We start from the raw sequence: 13,452 nt of genomic DNA on the forward strand, positions 1-13,452 counted from the left end.
TTCAAGCGTCGTCGGTTCAGGCGGAGGCTTTCTCGATGCGGCACAGGGTGGCCTTGGTTTCCTGCATCTGCGTCACCCGGTCATAGCCGTAGGTGGTGGCCGTGTTGGCTGCCTCGCCGAGCACGTAGGGCCGCGCGCCTTCCGGGTACTTGTCGGCCAGGCTCTCGCCCTCGAAGACGCCGCCGAAGTGGAAGGGCATGAAGGCGACATCGCGTGCCACGCGCGGGGTCACCAGGGCCTTGACCTTGACCTTGCCGCCCTCCGGGCCGTAGACCCAGACCGTGTCGTCGTTCTTGATCCCCAGGTCGTTGGCCTGGGCGGGGTTGATCTCGACGAACATCTCCTGCTGCAGCTCGGCGAGCCACGACATGGAGCGCGTCTCCTCGCCGCCGCCCTCGTACTCGACCAGGCGCCCGGAGGTGAGGATGATCGGGAACTCCTGGCTGACGTCCTTCTCCTGGATCGAGCTGTACAGCGTCGGCAGGCGATAGAACGAGGCCACGTCGTCCCAGGTCGGGTAGTCCTTCACCAGGTCGCGGCGGTTGGTGTAGAGCGGCTCGCGGTGCTTGGGAATCTCGTCCGGGAAGGTCCAGACGCGGCAGCGGGCCTTGGCGTTGCCGAACGGCGCACAGCCGTGCTCGATGGCCACGCGCTGGATACCGCCGGAGAGGTCGGTCTTCCAGTTCTTGCCGTCCGCGGCGGCCTTCTCTTCCGCGGTGAGGTCGTCCCACCAGCCCAGCTGCTTGAGCATGTCGGCGGTGAACTCGGGATAGCCGTCGTTGAGCTCGGAGCCCTTGCTGGCGACGCCGTCGGCCAGCAGGTTCTGGCCGTCGTACTCGACGCCGAAGCGGGCGCGGAAGGTGAGGCCGCCTTCCTTGACGGGCTTGCTCATGTCATAGAGTAGCGGCGTGCCGGGGTGCTTGAACTCGGCGGTGCCCCAGCAGGGCCACGGCAGGCCGTAGAACTCGCCGTCGGCGGGGCCGCCCTCGCCCTTGAGGGTGTCGAAGTTGAAGGTGTGCCAGTTCTGCTGGTGCTGGCGCAGGCGCTCCGGGCTCTGGCCGGTGTAGCCCACGGTCCACATGCCGGCGTTGATCTCGCGCAGCACGTCGTCGATGGCCGGCCGGTTGTTCTCGACGGCGATGTTGCGGGTGAACTCGTCGGCGAAGCCCAGCTTCCTGGACAGCAGGTACATGATCTCGTGGTCGGGCTTGGAGTCGAACATCGGTTCGATGACCTGATCCCGCCACTGGATGGAACGGTTGGTGGCCGTCACGCTGCCGGTGTTCTCGAACTGGGTGGCCGCCGGCAGCAGGTAGACGCCGTCGGTGCGGTCGTTCATGACGGCGGCGACCGTGGGATACGGGTCGACCACCACCATCAGCTCGAGCTGGCTCATGGCCTTCTTCATTTCCGGGCCGCGGGTCTGCGAGTTGACCGCGTGGCCCCAGTAGAACATGGCCTTGAGGCTGCTGCGCTGGGCGATGTTCGCGTCGTCCTCCAGCACGCCGTCGATCCAGCGCGAGACGGTGATGCCGTTGGAATGCATCGGCAGGTCGCCGTTGTACTCGGTCTGGTCGAAGCGGTTCTTGATCCACTCGTAGTCGAGGTTCCAGACCTTGGCCCAGTGGCGCCAGGCGCCTTCGCTCAAGCCGTAGTAGCCGGGCAGCGAGTGCGACATCAGTCCCAGGTCGGTGGCACCCTGGACGTTGTCGTGACCGCGGAAGATGTTGGCACCGCCGCCGGAGACGCCGATGTTGCCCAGCGCCAGCTCGAGGATGCAGTACGCGCGGGTGTTGTTGTTGCCGGTGGTGTGCTGGGTGCCGCCCATGCACCACACCACGCAGCCGGGGCGGTTCTCGCTGATGCGCCGGGCGACGTCGCGCATGTCGGCCTCGCCCACGCCGGTGATGCGCTCGACCACGTCGGGGGTGTACTGGGCCACTTCCTGGCGCACGTCGTCCATGCCGAACACGCGCTGCTCGATGTACTGGGTGTCTTCCCAGCCGTTCTCGAAGATGTGCCAGAGCAGGCCCCAGATGTAGGCGACGTCGGAGCCCGGGCGCAGCCGCACGTACTTGTCGGCCTTGGCGGCGGTACGGGTGAAGCGCGGGTCGACGACGATGACCTGGGCCTGGTTGCGCTCCTTGGCGTGCAGGATGTGCTGCATGGCCACCGGGTGCGCTTCGCTGGGGTTGGAGCCGATGAACAGGATCGCCTTGCTGAAGTGCATGTCGTTCAGCGAGTTGGTCATGGCACCGTAGCCCCAGGTGTTGGCCACGCCCGCCACGGTGGTGGAGTGGCAGATGCGTGCCTGGTGGTCGGTGTTGTTGGTGCCCCACAGCGCGGCCAGCTTGCGCATCAGGTAGGCCTGTTCGTTGTTGAACTTGGCCGAGCCCAGCCAGTAGACGCTGTCGGGGCCGTACTGGTCGCGCAGCTCCAGCACCTTGTCGCCGATCTCGCTGATCGCCTGGTCCCACTCGAGGCGCTGCCACTTGCCGTCGACCAGCTTCATCGGGTACTTCAGGCGCCGGGTGGAGTGGCCGTGCTCGCGCAGCGAGGCGCCCTTGGCGCAGTGCGCGCCGCGGTTGATGGGGTGGTCGAAGGCGGGTTCCTGGCCGGTCCAGACGCCGTTCTGCACCTGGGCATAGACGCCGCAGCCCACCGAGCAGTGCGAGCAGATGGTGCGCTTGGTTTCGACCGGCGCATCGGAGTAGGCGGTCTTTTCCTGGGCGGAGGCGGCTTTCATCATGCCCTGGCCCATGAAGCCGGCCGCCGCGAGGCCGCCGGTAGCCACGCCGCTGCGCTGCAGGAACTGGCGGCGGCTGATGCCCAGCCCATCCTGGCCGGTGGGCTGGGAGGATTTTCGAGTCAATCGCATGGTGGGGTCCTCGATTCCGGTTCCGACGACCGTTCAGTCGCGCAGGGTGGCGTAGAACGCCTTGATGTGGTCGGTTTCACGGTATTTCGTTTCCTGGCCGTCGGGCGTGTCCGACTCGTCCGACTGGGCCTGGGCCAGGGTGACGTGACCCACGGCCACCGCCGCACCGGCGGTAGCCGTGCCAATGCCGATGTTGCGCAGGAAGCGACGCCGGGCGGGGCTGTTCGGCTCTTTCATGGGGCAACTCCTTGGTTCATTGCGTACCGGGTATCGCCGTTCGAGCGGCGGTGTACGGGGTTCATGAATCGCCGGCCTCGTCGTCGGACGAGGCGGCGGAGGGCGAAACCATCACGACCCGGGTGTCGGGGTCGAGAGGCAGCTGAGCATTCTCGCGGGCGAGGAAGGCCTCGCCCAGCGCGCCGACGCCGGCGTAGAACGGCGACTCGACGCGGGCCAGGTCCTGCATGAAGCGCAGCGCCCAGGGGCTGAGGTGACGCTGGAAGAAGCCCGCCTGGGCGGCGTCGCCGGCGTCGATGAGCATGGCCATCACCTCGCACATCGCCGAGAAGTGATCCTCGGGCTCCTTGACGTGCTCGGCGCGCTCGAAGCCCAGCCGGGCGAGGTCCTGACGCAGCGCGACCAGCGGCATCTCCATCAGCGAACCGGTCAGGTACCAGGAGGCGTAGGGCACCAGTTCGCCCTGGATGACGCCGACGAACAGGCCGAAGTGGACGTCGTGCAGGGACTCGACCCGGGCATGGCGAGCGGCCAGCGACAGCGAGGCCCAGTGGCGCTTGAGCGGCGAATTCTCGTCATCCGGCTCGAGGCCGGCGAGGAAGTCCAGCAGTTCGGCGTTGGGGGTCTCGCGGACCAGGCGTGCCAGCAGCCGGTAGATATCGGCGCGCAGGGCGTTGCGCTCCGCGGCTTCCGTGCTCGGGACGGTGGCGTCGGCCATGGCGAGGGACTCGGGCGTTGTCATGGTCACACCTTCAGCTGAGCATTGGGGTCACGCGCCAGGTCATGCCAGATGTCCTTGACGCGGCAGTCCTCGCACATCTCCAGGCGCTTGATGGCATCGCCGGCGAAGTACGGGTGCGCGGCCAGCTTCTCCTTGATCGAGGCAATGGTGCTGGCGGTGGCGAAGGCCTTGCCGCAGCTGATGCACTCGAAGGGGGCCTCTTCCTTGACCGTCTCGACACGGTGGCGCGCCTCGGGCGTGGCCAGGAACCCCGGCTCGAGCTGGATGACCTGTTCCGGACAGGCGCTCTCGCACAGGCCGCACTGCACGCAGGCGCTTTCCTGGAAGTGCAGGCTCGGTGTGTCCCCGGTGGTGGAGAGTGCGCGAGTCGGGCAGACCGCCACGCAGGCCATGCACAGCGTGCAGTGGTCGGCGTCGATGGCCAGGGTGCCGAAGGGCGCGCCCTCGGGCATGGGCACTCGTGCCACGGCGGGCGTGCCGTGGTCGGCGAGGAAGTCGAGGATGGCGTTGAGCGCCTCGCGCTTGGCGGTGGGGCGCTCGCCCTCTAGGCGGCCGGCCAGCGGCGTCAGGATCGGCAGGGCATCGCGGGCCGCGGTGTCGCCCGCGGCAATCAGGGTCAGGCGGCGCGTGTCATGGCCCAGCGCCTCGAGCAGGGTGCGAGCCTGGGCGTACTGGTCGCGGACCAGTCGCGCCAGCGACGGCGGCAGGTCGTCGCGCAGCACCACCCGCACCTCCCCGGCGCCGCGGGCGATAGCACCCAGCCAGTGGTCGAGCCCGGCGGCACCGATCTCCTCGAGGGGGATGTCGAGCACATGGCCCGCGGCCGTATCGGTTTCGGCGCCATGGGCTTCCTGGTCGAGGAAACGCACCACCGCCGTCTCGCCGCCCTCGGCGTGATAGGTCGCCAGCAGGCGGGCGATGTAGGCGTCCAGGCTCTCGGGGGCGGGCAGGGCGTAACGGATGGCGCCGGTGGGGCACACGCTGGTGCAGCTGCCCGCGCCGTGACAGCGGAACGGGTCGATGACGATTTCCTGCTTGAGGCTCGAGATCGCATCGGCCGGGCACACCTCGAGACAGCGGGTGCAGCCGGTCTGGCCGCGGCCGGCATGGGCGCAGAGGTCGCTGTCGATCTGGAAGTAGCGCGGCTTCTCGAAGTCGCCGACGCACTCGCGCAGCGCCGCCAGGGCATCCGCCAGGGGCATGTCCGTGCCGACGCGCGTCCCGACACGATAGTAGCCGGGTGGCGGCAGGTCGTGCCCCAACAGCGGCGGGGTGCCCAGGTCGAGCACGGCGTCGAAGTGGTCGCGACCGATACTGGCCCGGGCCAGCGATTCCCCGCCGTCGCGGGCGGTCAGGTGAAAGGCCCCCAGGTGGCCCTCCAGCTGCGGCGTGGCGCAGGCGATGGCGTGGGCGCCGGGAATGTCGTCGATGGTGTTCTGTGCCGCGTTGCGGGTCGCGACCAGGGTGAGGCTGGCGAGTTCGCTGTCGGCGAGCGCCCGGGCGGCCGGGCCGATCGCCTCGGCAGGGCCGACGATGGCCACGTGGCCGTGGCTGGTGTAGCTCACGGTGGCGGGGGCCAGGTTGCGCGGCCAGGACACCTGGCGCAGGGCGGCCTCGCGGGCGGCGGCATTGCGGGCATCGTCGTTCAGCGCCCGCGTATCGATGAACTGGGGCATGTCACCTCATCAGCGTGTCGGTCTTGCCTCGGTCTTGTGCCTGCCACACGGGTGGCAGCGGCCCGATCTGCGCCGGGTCCGGTTGCATGGCAATCTCCATTGCAGGAGGAGTTCCCGTTTTCGCCGCAAGCGAAGGGGAGACCGGGCAAGATATGGGAGTGATTCCGTCTTTCCGGCCATGCGACTGGGTCAAGTTGACCCAGTCGGATGCCGTATTGGGTCATTTGGTGTCGTTTCGTCACCATCGGCCGGCGCGGTGGCCTGCGTGGTCGAGGCTGTCCGCTCGGCTGCTTCATCGGCCGCCTCGTCGGCCGCCTCGTCGGTGGACTCGGCGAGAGGCTCGTCGTCGGTCGCCTCGGCCGCCGTTTCGGAGGCGGCGGGGGGCGTCTGCGGTTCGGCCTGTTCGGCATCGCGGCGCAGCCACTGGCGGATGCGTTCACCGGCTTCCGGCGCCAGGCTCTTCAGGGTCGTGTAGTCGTCGTCGTAGTCGTTGAGGCCGTCGCGCACGTTGTAGTTGCCGACCTTGAACAGGCGCCGCAGCGCGCGTCGCTTGAGCAGGTCGCCGACGCCGGGCAGCAGGAAGGCGCGGAAGTCGTCGCCGGCGCCGAGCGTGTCGGGGTCGGGTAGCTGCTCGTCCAGTGGACGCTGCGGGTCGTAGCCGGGAATCAGCGCGGCGGCACCGGTCGGGGCGGCGTCGGTTTCCTCGGTTGTCGCGTCCGGCGTTGTTTCATCGGTCGGGGCGGGGGGTTCCTCGCCCTGGCTGCGCTTGCGCTGCGACCAGCGGTTCATGAAGCTCATGGCGTCACTCCTGACGCGCGCGGCCGGCACCCGCGCGCTTCTTCTTGCGTCCGGCATCGATGCGTTCGCCGTGGCGTGCCAGGTAGGCCTCGATCCAGGCATGAATCGCCGGCGGCATGGGGGCGTCGAGGACCTGCGTCTCGCCGTCCATCCAGTTGGCGGCGACCTCCTGGCTGGCGGTGACCTCGCGCGGTGTCAGGGTGTCGTCGCCGGCCTCGCAGCGCACGAACAGCCGCGGCTGGCGGGACTCGAGGTTGAAGCGATAGGCCGTGCGCTCGGTGAGGAACAGCGTCAGCGGCAGCACATGCGGGCCGCGGTCGTGACAGCCCAGGGCGGTGATGTGCCAGGACCGGGACGTGAAGCCCTTGATCTCGCGGGTCCGGCAGGTCAGCTCGAGGCTGACGTGTCGCAGGTTGTCGTCGGTCGCCATGGGGGTGCTGGCCTCCTGGTTGCGGGGATCCTGTGCTGTCGGGGCTGGCGGGTTGCCGTGCGCCAACGTGCCGCAATTGCTTGCAAGCGCCGTGCCTGACGGTGCGGGAAACCCGTCGGAGCGGGCCTGTCCGGTCAGGGTAATCGTCGTTGTCCCCGGCAAGGGCGCCGGGGACAGGTCGAAGAGGGGGTCCTACGCCATGGCCGGAAAGTGTTCCTTTCCATTCCGGCATTTCCGCCATCCATGGCGGTCAGATGGCGTAGGTAGCGCCCATGGAGGGGTCCACAGCGCCCCCTCGTAGACCTGTCGGCGGATCAGCCCTTGGCGGCACTAACCGCGAGGGCTCTGCCTGCCCGGGGATTTTGCTTGCGCAGGTCGGTGGCGCTTTGAGTATCCTGTCGGCAAACCGAAAGGAGCAACGCATGGCCACTATCGTGTTGAGCCGGGCGCGCAGGCCGACCACGGTCGAGATCACCGTGACCGATGAGTACGGCGAGCCGCGTCGCCAGGCGATCGCCGCCGAGCGGGCGCTGACCGTGTACCTGAATCGCCGCGAGATCGTCACCCTGATGACGCTGGGGGCCGAGCCGGAAGCGCTGGTGCTGGGCTACCTGCGCAATCAGGGGCTGCTGACCCGCGCCGAGGACGTCGAGGTGCTGCAGGTGGACTGGGACGTGGAGGCCGCGGCGGTGGTCACCCGGGCGCTGCCCGAGGATCTCGATGACCGGCTGGCACAGCGCACGGTGACCACCGGCTGCGGGCAGGGCACGGTGTTCGGGCGCCTGCTGGACGCCACCGACCTGAACCCGTTGCCGCGCACGCCGCTGTCACAGTCGGTGCTGTATCGCCTGCTCGAGAACCTCAAGGCGTTCAACGAGACCTACCGCAATGCAGGGGCCGTGCACGGCTGCGCGCTGTGCCGTCAGGATCGCGTGCTGGGCTTCGTCGAGGACGTGGGGCGGCACAACGCGGTGGACACCCTCGCCGGCCGGCAGTGGCTGGCGGCGCTGGGCGAGGGCCCGGCCGAGGACGCCGAGCTGGGCGAGGCGGACATCTTCTATACCACCGGGCGGCTGACCTCCGAGATGGTGCTCAAGGTGGCGCAGATGGGCATCAGCGTGCTGGTGTCGCGCTCGGGCATGACCCAGAAGGGCGTCGAGCTGGCGCGGCGCTTCGGTGTGCTGCTGGTGGCACGGGCCAAGGGGCGCCACTTCCAGGTCGTCGACGACCAGTCGCGGCTGCGCCTCGATGCCGTGCCGGCGCCGCGGCCGGGGGATCGTTCATCACGCCGTGCAAGGGGCGCCGATGAGTGAGACCGTCGCCTCGCCGTTTCTGACCGTGCATCAGGTCGCCGAACTGCTGCACCTCAACGAGAAGAAGATCTACCAGCTGGCCAGCGAGGGCGCGATTCCCTCCACCAAGGTCACCGGCAAGTGGCTGTTCCCCCGGCGGCTGGTGGAGCAGTGGATCCTGGAGTCCTGCCACCACGGCGTGCTGGCGGATCGCCTGATGATCACCGGCAGCGATGACCCGCTGCTGGCGGCGCTGATCATGCGTCTCAACCAGCGCCAGCAGGCCCAGGCCTTCTACGGCTACAGCGTGACCGGCACCCAGCTGGGGCTGTCGCTGCTCTCCCAGGGGCGCGCCGATGCCTGCGGCATCCACTGGGGGCGCGCCGAGGAGAGCGAACTGCGTCATCCGGCGCTGGTGCGCAGCCACAGCGGCTACCGCAACTGGGTGCTGGTGCGCCTGTTCCGTCGCAGCCAGGGGCTGATCATCCGCGCCGAGGACCGTCATCAGCCGCATGACCCCTCGGGGCTGTTCGGCGCCGGCCGCCGCTGGGTGGTACGCCAGGAGGGCGCCGGCGGGCAGCGCTTCCTGAAGGAGTGGCTGGCCGGCCACCAGCTGCGTCCCGAGCAGCTCAACACCCAGGCCATCGCCTACAGCGAGCGGGAGACGGCGTCGCTGATCGCCCGCCACGAGGCCGACATCGGGCCGGGCACGCTGTCGGCGGCCAACGAGTTCGGGCTGGGGTTCATCCCCATCACCGAGGAGGCGTTCGACCTGGTGACGCCGCGCAACGTGTATTTCCGCTCCCTGCTGCAGCAGATGTTCGACTACCTGCACGACCCCGCCGGGCTGACCCTGGCCCAGTCGCTGGGCGGCTACGACCTGAGCGAGTGCGGCAAGCTGCTGTGGCGCGGCGACGACGTCCAGCACACCTGACCCGGGCCGTGGCGTGCCGGGTCAGTCCAGTGTGACCACCAGGCGGCCGCGCACGCGCCCGGCCAGCAGTTCGTCGGCCTGGGCAATGGCCTCGTCCAGGCCGATGGTGCGGGTGATGGCGTCCAGCGACTCCGCCGGCAGCAGCTCGCCCAGCCGACGCCAGGCCTCGAGACGCACCTCGCGCGGCTGCATCACGCTGTCGATGCCCGCCAGGGTGACGCCGCGCAGGATGAAGGGGGCGACCGTGGCGGGCAGGTCCATGCCCTGGGCGAGACCGCAGGCCGCTACCGCGCCGCCATAGCGGGTGGCGGCCAGCACGTTGGCCAGAGTGTAGCTGCCTACCGCGTCGACGGCGCCCGCCCAGCGCTCGCGGGCCAGCGGGCGGCCGGGGTCGGACAGCGTGCGCCGGTCGATCAGTTCCTGTGCCCCCAGCGACTTCAGGTAGTCGGCTTCCTCGGGGCGGCCGGTGGAGGCCACCACGGCATAGCCCAGCCGGTTGAGCAGCGTGATGGCGTAGCTGCCCACGCCGCCGCTGGCGCCGGTCACCAGGATCTCGCCGCTTTCCGGCGTCACGCCCTGGCGCTCGAGCGCCATGACCGAGAGCATCGCCGTGTAGCCGGCGGTGCCGATGGCCATGCACTGGCGGGCGTTGAAGGCGGCGGGGCGCGGGATCAGCCAGTCGCCGCTCAACCGGGCCTTCTCGGCCAGCCCGCCCCAGTGCTTCTCGCCGACGCCCCAGCCGTTGAGGACCACCGCGTCGCCGGGGCGGTAGTCGGGGTGGCTCGACGCCTCGACGGTGCCCGCCAGGTCGATCCCCGGCACCATGGGGAACTCGCGCACCACCGACCCCTTGCCGGTGATCGCCAGGGCGTCCTTGTAGTTGAGGGTGCTGCATTCGACCCGCACGGTCACGTCGCCGTCCGGCAGGCGGGCCTCGTCCAGCGTCTCGAGCGTGGCCTGCTGGCCGTTGTCGGTCTTGTCGATCAGGATGGCCTTGAACATGCGGTTGTCTCCTTTTGGACCGGGCGTCTAGTCGGTGGCCTGAAAAAACGCCTAGCGGGGCAGCCCCGCCAGGAAGTGAGTGACGAAGGCGTCCAGCGGCCAGGCATCGGCCTCGAGCCGGGCACGCATGACGGCGCCTTCCCAGCCGATCCAGAAGGCCTCGGCGAGTCTTTCGCAGTCGGCGCGGGGCGACAGCTCGCCGGCATCCTGGGCCTCCCGCAGGCAGCGGGCCAGGCGCTGCTGCCAGTCCGCCAGGGTGTCGCGCAGCCACTGGCGGTAGTCGTCCGACAGCCCGCCGACCTCCTGGCCGAGATTGCCCACCAGGCAGCCGCGGCGAAAGTCGTGGCGCGCCATGCCGGCCCGGGCATCGCCGACGAAGGCCTCGATGCGGCGCAGCGGCGTCAGCTCGGGATTGGTCAGGTGGCGGTCGAGCTTGCGGGCGAAGTACTGCCCGTAATGCTCCATGACCGCGCGACCGAAGGCCTCCTTGCTGGAAAAGTAGTAGTAGAAGGAGCCCTTGGGCACGCCGACGCGCTTCAAGATGCCGTCGATACCGGAGACCGCGAAGCCCTGCTCGGTGAGCACTTCGGTGCCGCTGCGGATCAGCGCGGCCCGGGTATCGGGGTCGTCGCGGGGCGTTCTGGGCGGCCGCCCGCGGCGGGGCGGGGATGCGGTTCGTGTCATGTCCGTGAATTTAGACCGGTCGTCTAGTCGGGTCAACTCCGTTCCGCGCCGGCGGTGCCCTGGCGTGCCGTCACATCGTCTCTTCCACCAGCGCGACCAGGTTGGCCAGCGCCGGCGAGTCGTTGCCGGTCCGCCAGGCGAACCACAGCGGCATGTCGCAGGCGTCGAGCTCGGGCAGGCGCAGGAAGCGGATGCCGGGCATCGGGTGGGCACTGCTGGCCGCGGGCACCACGGCGATGCCCAGCCCCGCGGCGACCAGGCTGAGGATGGCGATGTTGTCGGCGCCGTACTGCACCACCCGGGGATGGAAGTCGAGCCGCCGGAAGTGGTCGAGCATGCGGTCGTAGTAGACCGGCGATACCCGGCGGAAGCCCCAGACGAAGTCGGCGTCGTGGAGCTCGGCGAGTGTCGCCGGCGGTGAGCCCGCCCAGCAGGAGTTTTCGGGCACCGCGAGGATCAGGTGGTCGCGGTGCAGCAGGCGCGTTTCCAGGCCCGGCTGCTCGGCGCCGTCGAGGTAGAGGATGCCGGCGTCGAGCTGGTCCTCGCGCAGCCGGTCGAGCTGGGGGCCGGAGAGCAGCGGGAAGACCTCGAAGGCGACGCTCGGATAGCGCTGGCGATAGCCGGCGAGCAGCCTCGCCACCTGCGGCACCCACAGGTGGGTCACCGTCACCCCCAGGCTGACCTTGCCGATCACCCCCTGGCCCAGCGCCGCGAGCCGGGAGCGGATGCGGTCGTGGTGATCGAGCAGTGCCCGGGCTTCCTCGACCAGCGTGCGGCCGGCCACGGTCAGCTGCATGCCGCGGGCGTGACGGTCGAACAGCCGGGTTTCCAGGTCCTCCTCGAGCAGCCGGATCTGGCGGGTCAGCGCCGGCTGGGCGATGTGGACCCGGCGGCTGGCCGCCGACACCGAGCCTTCCTCGACCACGGCCAGGAAGTAGTGGAGTTGCCGGAATTCCATGGAGGGCTCCCTGTCGATTCCCATGCCGAAGTGGTATGGATGAGATCGATTATAAATATTTTTTCTATGCTGAAGGGAGGCCCATAGTGGAGTGACAATCCACAACAACCTCGCCGCGAGCGAGGGGGACATCAACCATGACCAAGACCTACCAGTGTCTGGTCGGGCTGCACTTCGCCATCTGTACCCTGGCGATGATCTGGCCCGGCGCTCTGATCGCCAATCGCATCGAGCCCACCGTGCTCGGCCTTCCCTTCCTGTTCTTCTGGTACATCCTGTGGATGCTGGTGCTGTTCGCCGGCATGTGGGTGGCCTTCATCGTCCGTCATGGAGGTGACCGCCATGAGTGATTCCATGATCGTGGTCGGCATCACGCTCGCCTACCTGGCGATGGTGCTGGTGGTCGGCCTGCGCGCCCGCGGCCAGTCGAACTCCAGCCTGGAGGGCTATGTCGCCGGCGGCCGCCATGTCGGGGTGATGATCCTGTTCTTCATCCTCGGCGCGGAGATTTTCTCCGCCTTCGCCTTCCTGGGGACGCCCGGCTGGGCCTACCAGCGCGGGGCGCCGGCCTTCTATATCCTCGCCTATCTGTCGCTGGTGCCGATCACCATCTGGGTGCTGGGCCCGCGGGTGGCCAGGCTGGGGCGCGAGCGGGGCTACCTGACCCAGGGCGACATGATCGCCGATCACTACCGGAGCAAGCCGCTGGGCATGCTGGCCGGGGTCATCGGCGTGGTGGCGCTGGTGCCCTACCTGACCATCCAGATCGCCGGGGCCGGCCTGTTGTTCCAGGCGGCCACCGACGGCCTGGTGCCGTTCTGGCTGGGCGGCCTGCTGGCCTTCGTGGTGGTGGCGGCCTACGTGTTCTGCAGCGGCCTGAGCGGCATCGGCTGGACCAACCTGGTGCAGGGCATCATGATGATCTTCATCGCCTGGTTCCTGGGGCTGGCGGTCTCGGATCGTCTCTACGGCGGGGTCGGCGAGATGTTCGCGCAGATCCAGCAGACCGCGCCCGAATACCTGACCATGCCGGGCGCCACCGACATGAGCTGGGGCTACTTCAGTACCGCGGTGCTGGTCAGCGCCTTCGGCGGGGCCATGTGGCCGCACCTGTTCATGAAGTTCTACTCGGCGGACAGCGGCCGCACCCTGCGCAAGGTGAGCGTCTTCTACCCGCTCTATGCCTACCTGCTGGTGCCGCTGCTGCTGATCGGTTTCGCCGGCATCCTGACCTTCGCCGACGCGCCGCTGGTGCGCCCCGACACCGTGCTGCTGAAGATGGTGCTGGATGTGGCCAACTTCTCGCCCTGGGTGATCGGGCTGATGCTCTCCGGCGCCCTGGCGGCGGCGATGTCCACCGGCGCCAACCTGGCCCACACCGCGGCCATCGTGCTGGTGCGCGATGTCCTCACGCCCACCGTGATGAAGGGCGCCAGCGAGAAGGCCACGGTCGGTGCGACGCGCTGGAGCGTGCTGGGCCTGTCGCTGGCCGCCTATGGGCTGGCGCTGCTCAACCCCGGCTCGCTGGTGATGATCCTGCTCACCGCCTACGGCCTGATCGTGCAGCTGTTCCCCATGGTGCTCGGGGCGCTGTTCCTGCCGCGCCTGCGTCGCGCCAGCGTGATGCTGGGTGCCCTGGTCGGCAGCGTGGCCTACCTGCTGATGGACTTCGTCTGGTCCTCGCCGCTGGGCTGGCACGCCGGGGTCTGGGCGATCCTGCTCAACGTCCTCGTGGTCATCGCCTGTCAGGCCTTCATGCAGCCAGCCGCCCGGGGGCCTTCCCTGGCGGGCCGGCATCACTAACCGATTCAGGAGTCTTCC

General features: G+C 69.1%; 13 protein-coding genes. 4 read left to right on the forward strand and 9 right to left on the reverse strand.

Annotated features, from left to right (window positions below; genetic code table 11):
* Positions 1-16: 16 nt before the first annotated feature.
* The 6 genes from KGQ91_RS07745 to KGQ91_RS07770 form a co-directional block, all read right to left on the reverse strand.
* Positions 17-2,878, reverse strand: a complete 2,862-nt coding sequence (locus KGQ91_RS07745; RefSeq protein ID WP_163650278.1) for a formate dehydrogenase subunit alpha — start codon at positions 2,876-2,878, stop codon at positions 17-19.
* Between the two features lie 33 nt (positions 2,879-2,911).
* Positions 2,912-3,115 carry a twin-arginine translocation pathway signal gene (locus KGQ91_RS07750; RefSeq protein WP_163650279.1) on the reverse strand — a complete coding sequence of 68 codons (204 nt, stop codon included), beginning with the start codon at positions 3,113-3,115 and terminating at the stop codon, positions 2,912-2,914.
* A 61-nt stretch (positions 3,116-3,176) separates the two neighbouring features.
* Positions 3,177-3,857, reverse strand: a complete 681-nt coding sequence (locus tag KGQ91_RS07755; RefSeq protein WP_224420690.1) for a TorD/DmsD family molecular chaperone — start codon at positions 3,855-3,857, stop codon at positions 3,177-3,179.
* Between the two features lie 2 nt (positions 3,858-3,859).
* Positions 3,860-5,533, reverse strand: coding sequence for a 4Fe-4S binding protein (locus KGQ91_RS07760; RefSeq protein WP_224420691.1), 1,674 nt, complete (start codon positions 5,531-5,533; stop codon positions 3,860-3,862).
* A gap of 189 nt (positions 5,534-5,722) precedes the next feature.
* A complete protein-coding gene (locus KGQ91_RS07765) occupies positions 5,723-6,331 on the reverse strand; it encodes a DUF3306 domain-containing protein (protein ID WP_224420692.1) in 609 nt (202 codons plus the stop codon).
* A gap of 4 nt (positions 6,332-6,335) precedes the next feature.
* On the reverse strand, positions 6,336-6,761 hold the full coding sequence (locus KGQ91_RS07770; RefSeq protein WP_163650282.1) for a DUF3305 domain-containing protein: 426 nt from the start codon (positions 6,759-6,761) through the stop codon (positions 6,336-6,338).
* Between the two features lie 422 nt (positions 6,762-7,183).
* Between KGQ91_RS07770 and KGQ91_RS07775 the strand changes: the two genes are divergently transcribed.
* Together KGQ91_RS07775 and KGQ91_RS07780 are read left to right on the forward strand one after the other, a co-directional pair.
* On the forward strand, positions 7,184-8,074 hold the full coding sequence (locus KGQ91_RS07775) for a formate dehydrogenase accessory sulfurtransferase FdhD (protein WP_163650283.1): 891 nt from the start codon (positions 7,184-7,186) through the stop codon (positions 8,072-8,074).
* A complete protein-coding gene (locus tag KGQ91_RS07780; RefSeq protein ID WP_163650284.1) occupies positions 8,067-8,987 on the forward strand; it encodes a helix-turn-helix transcriptional regulator in 921 nt (306 codons plus the stop codon). The genes KGQ91_RS07775 and KGQ91_RS07780 overlap by 8 nt, the downstream gene beginning before the upstream one ends.
* A gap of 21 nt (positions 8,988-9,008) precedes the next feature.
* On the opposite strand, the gene acuI is transcribed toward KGQ91_RS07780, so the two are convergent.
* The 3 genes from acuI to KGQ91_RS07795 all read right to left on the reverse strand — a co-directional run bounded on the left by acuI (position 9,009) and on the right by KGQ91_RS07795 (position 11,631).
* On the reverse strand, positions 9,009-9,989 hold the full coding sequence (gene acuI / locus KGQ91_RS07785) for an acrylyl-CoA reductase (NADPH) (protein WP_163650285.1): 981 nt from the start codon (positions 9,987-9,989) through the stop codon (positions 9,009-9,011).
* A 51-nt stretch (positions 9,990-10,040) separates the two neighbouring features.
* Positions 10,041-10,673 (reverse strand): acrylate utilization transcriptional regulator AcuR, encoded by a 633-nt coding sequence (gene acuR / locus KGQ91_RS07790; protein WP_163650286.1) that lies wholly within the window; start codon positions 10,671-10,673, stop codon positions 10,041-10,043.
* Positions 10,674-10,743: 70 nt separating this feature from the next.
* A complete protein-coding gene (locus tag KGQ91_RS07795; RefSeq protein WP_163650299.1) occupies positions 10,744-11,631 on the reverse strand; it encodes a LysR family transcriptional regulator in 888 nt (295 codons plus the stop codon).
* 137 nt (positions 11,632-11,768) lie between these two features.
* Between KGQ91_RS07795 and KGQ91_RS07800 the strand changes: the two genes are divergently transcribed.
* Together KGQ91_RS07800 and KGQ91_RS07805 are read left to right on the forward strand one after the other, a co-directional pair.
* Positions 11,769-11,981 carry a DUF3311 domain-containing protein gene (locus tag KGQ91_RS07800; protein ID WP_163650300.1) on the forward strand — a complete coding sequence of 71 codons (213 nt, stop codon included), beginning with the start codon at positions 11,769-11,771 and terminating at the stop codon, positions 11,979-11,981.
* Positions 11,974-13,434: a sodium:solute symporter family protein gene (locus tag KGQ91_RS07805; RefSeq protein WP_224420693.1), complete on the forward strand. Its 1,461-nt coding sequence runs from the start codon at positions 11,974-11,976 to the stop codon at positions 13,432-13,434. The genes KGQ91_RS07800 and KGQ91_RS07805 overlap by 8 nt, the downstream gene beginning before the upstream one ends.
* The last annotated feature ends 18 nt before the right edge of the window (positions 13,435-13,452 follow it).

Source organism: Modicisalibacter tunisiensis (assembly GCF_020148005.1).
Lineage (GTDB): Bacteria > Pseudomonadota > Gammaproteobacteria > Pseudomonadales > Halomonadaceae > Modicisalibacter > Modicisalibacter tunisiensis.

Coding starts and splice junctions, on each gene's coding strand:
- KGQ91_RS07750 (WP_163650279.1), bottom strand. CDS start 3,115: ATGAAAGAGCCGAACAGCCCCGCCCGGCGTCGCTTCCTGCGCAACATC.
- KGQ91_RS07770 (WP_163650282.1), bottom strand. CDS start 6,761: ATGGCGACCGACGACAACCTGCGACACGTCAGCCTCGAGCTGACCTGC.
- acuR (WP_163650286.1), bottom strand. CDS start 10,673: ATGACACGAACCGCATCCCCGCCCCGCCGCGGGCGGCCGCCCAGAACG.
- KGQ91_RS07765 (WP_224420692.1), bottom strand. CDS start 6,331: ATGAGCTTCATGAACCGCTGGTCGCAGCGCAAGCGCAGCCAGGGCGAG.
- KGQ91_RS07805 (WP_224420693.1), top strand. CDS start 11,974: ATGAGTGATTCCATGATCGTGGTCGGCATCACGCTCGCCTACCTGGCG.
- KGQ91_RS07755 (WP_224420690.1), bottom strand. CDS start 3,857: ATGACAACGCCCGAGTCCCTCGCCATGGCCGACGCCACCGTCCCGAGC.
- KGQ91_RS07775 (WP_163650283.1), top strand. CDS start 7,184: ATGGCCACTATCGTGTTGAGCCGGGCGCGCAGGCCGACCACGGTCGAG.
- KGQ91_RS07780 (WP_163650284.1), top strand. CDS start 8,067: ATGAGTGAGACCGTCGCCTCGCCGTTTCTGACCGTGCATCAGGTCGCC.
- KGQ91_RS07760 (WP_224420691.1), bottom strand. CDS start 5,533: ATGCCCCAGTTCATCGATACGCGGGCGCTGAACGACGATGCCCGCAAT.
- acuI (WP_163650285.1), bottom strand. CDS start 9,989: ATGTTCAAGGCCATCCTGATCGACAAGACCGACAACGGCCAGCAGGCC.
- KGQ91_RS07800 (WP_163650300.1), top strand. CDS start 11,769: ATGACCAAGACCTACCAGTGTCTGGTCGGGCTGCACTTCGCCATCTGT.
- KGQ91_RS07795 (WP_163650299.1), bottom strand. CDS start 11,631: ATGGAATTCCGGCAACTCCACTACTTCCTGGCCGTGGTCGAGGAAGGC.
- KGQ91_RS07745 (WP_163650278.1), bottom strand. CDS start 2,878: ATGCGATTGACTCGAAAATCCTCCCAGCCCACCGGCCAGGATGGGCTG.